The organism is Mesorhizobium sp. M7A.F.Ca.ET.027.03.2.1 (genome assembly GCF_003999175.1).
GTDB lineage: Bacteria > Pseudomonadota > Alphaproteobacteria > Rhizobiales > Rhizobiaceae > Mesorhizobium.
Map to the genome: position 1 here is coordinate 1 of NZ_RZOM01001110.1, position 1,998 is coordinate 1,998.

At 62.0% G+C, this 1,998-nt stretch carries 2 protein-coding genes; both read left to right on the forward strand.

Going from position 1 to position 1,998, the window contains the following annotated elements; genetic code table 11:
• The coding region (gene dnaA / locus EN750_RS31775; RefSeq protein WP_127399063.1) for a chromosomal replication initiator protein DnaA at positions 1 to 1,009 on the forward strand (1,009 nt) is incomplete at its 5' end.
• Between the two features lie 304 nt (positions 1,010 to 1,313).
• Positions 1,314 to 1,998: DNA polymerase III subunit beta (gene dnaN, locus EN750_RS31780; RefSeq protein WP_127399064.1), on the forward strand; the 685-nt coding region annotated here is incomplete at its 3' end.

A 1,998-nucleotide genomic window follows, 5' to 3' on the forward strand; every position in this document is an offset into this window, starting at 1 on the left:
CTTCATCGAGGGACCGTCGAACCGGGTGGCCTTCGCCGCCGCCAAGGCGGTAGCGGAATCGCAATCGAGCGCAGTGCGCTTCAATCCGCTTTTCCTTCACGCAACCGTCGGGCTCGGCAAGACACATTTGCTGCAGGCCATCGCTGCGGAATCGCTGAAGCAAAACCCCAAGTCGCGCGTCGTCTATCTCACGGCCGAGTATTTCATGTGGCGCTTTGCCACCGCGATCCGCGACAACAACGCGCTGACGCTCAAGGAACAGCTGCGCGACATCGACCTGCTCATCATCGACGACATGCAGTTTCTGCAGGGCAAGTCGATCCAGCATGAATTCTGCCACCTCATCAACATGCTGCTCGACAGCGCCAAGCAGGTCGTCGTCGCCGCCGACCGGCCGCCATCGGAACTGGAATCGCTCGAACCGCGGGTCCGTTCGCGCCTCAATGGCGGTGTCGCGCTTGAAATGTCGGCGCCCGATTTCGCCATGCGCCTCGGCATGCTCAAATTGCGCCTTGCCACGGCCAGGAGCGACGACGCATCGCTCGACATTTCGGAGGAGATCCTCAATCACGTCGCCCGCACCGTGACCGGCAGCGGACGCGAGCTGGAAGGCGCCTTCAATCAGCTTTTGTTCCGTCAATCCTTCGAGCCGCAGATCACCATCGACCGGATCGACGAAATCCTCGGCCACATCTATCGCACCGGCGAGCCGAAGCGTGTCCGTATCGAGGACATCCAGCGCATCGTGGCGCGTCACTACAATGTGTCGAAGACCGAATTGCTGTCCAACCGGCGCACGCGCACCATCGTCAAGCCGCGGCAGGTCGCCATGTACCTGTCGAAGGTGATGACGCCGCGCTCGCTACCCGAGATCGGACGGCGTTTCGGCGGCCGCGATCACACCACGGTGCTGCATGCCGTGCGCAAGATCGAGGACCTTTCCGGCAACGACAACACGCTGGCGCAGGAACTTGAGCTTCTGAGGCGGTTGATCAACGACCAGGCCTGATCCTCCGGGGATGGCCGAGCCGGAACAATACCGGAATTCAATGGCTTGCCAGTGCGGCGCTGGGCCTGGATCGGGCCCGTGGCGCCGCCTGGAAGCGATCTGGATTTCGGTTTTACGACACTGGCTCGCGGACTTCGGGCGCGTTATCCCCAGAAAGCCCGCGTAGCCGGCCTGAACCGGTGGCGCGGGCTTGCGTTTGCTGGTTTTTTCCTGTCAGTTTACGCAGATTCTGAGCCTGTTCAGACCTTTCGCGGGACGCCGCTCACTGGTGACCCGTCATTCATTCAAGCGAGCCTGTTTCGTCATGCGTGTTATCCTGGAACGGTCCAATCTCCTGAAGTCGCTCAACCACGTCCATCGCGTGGTCGAGCGGCGAAACACCATACCGATCCTGTCCAACGTGCTGCTCAGCGCCGAAGGCGCCAGCCTTGAAATGAAGGCGACCGATCTCGACCTCGAGGTGACCGAAGCGACACCCGCCAAGGTGGAGCGCGGCGGGGCGACGACAGTCCCGGCACATCTGCTCTACGACATCGTGCGCAAGCTTGCCGATGGCGCCGAGGTGATGCTGAAGACGGACGAGGACGGCAACGCCATGACGGTGACGTCTGGCCGCTCGAGCTTCCGCCTTCAGTGCCTGCCGCAATCCGACTTCCCGGAGCTCTCGGCCGGATCGTTCTCGCATATCTTCCGTCTCGACTCGGTTGCCCTGAAAGGCCTGATCGAGAAGACCCAATTCGCCATCTCCACCGAGGAGACGCGTTATTACCTGAACGGCATCTATCTGCACACGCATGAGGTCGGCGGCAAGTTGAAGCTGCGCTCGGTAGCGACCGACGGCCACCGCCTGGCGCGCGCCGAGATCGATGCGCCAGCGGGTTCCGAAGGCATGCCGGGCATCATCATTCCGCGCAAGACGGTGAGCGAGTTGCAGAAGCTCGTCGACGATCCGGATGTCGCGGTCACCACCGAACTGTCGGACACCAAGA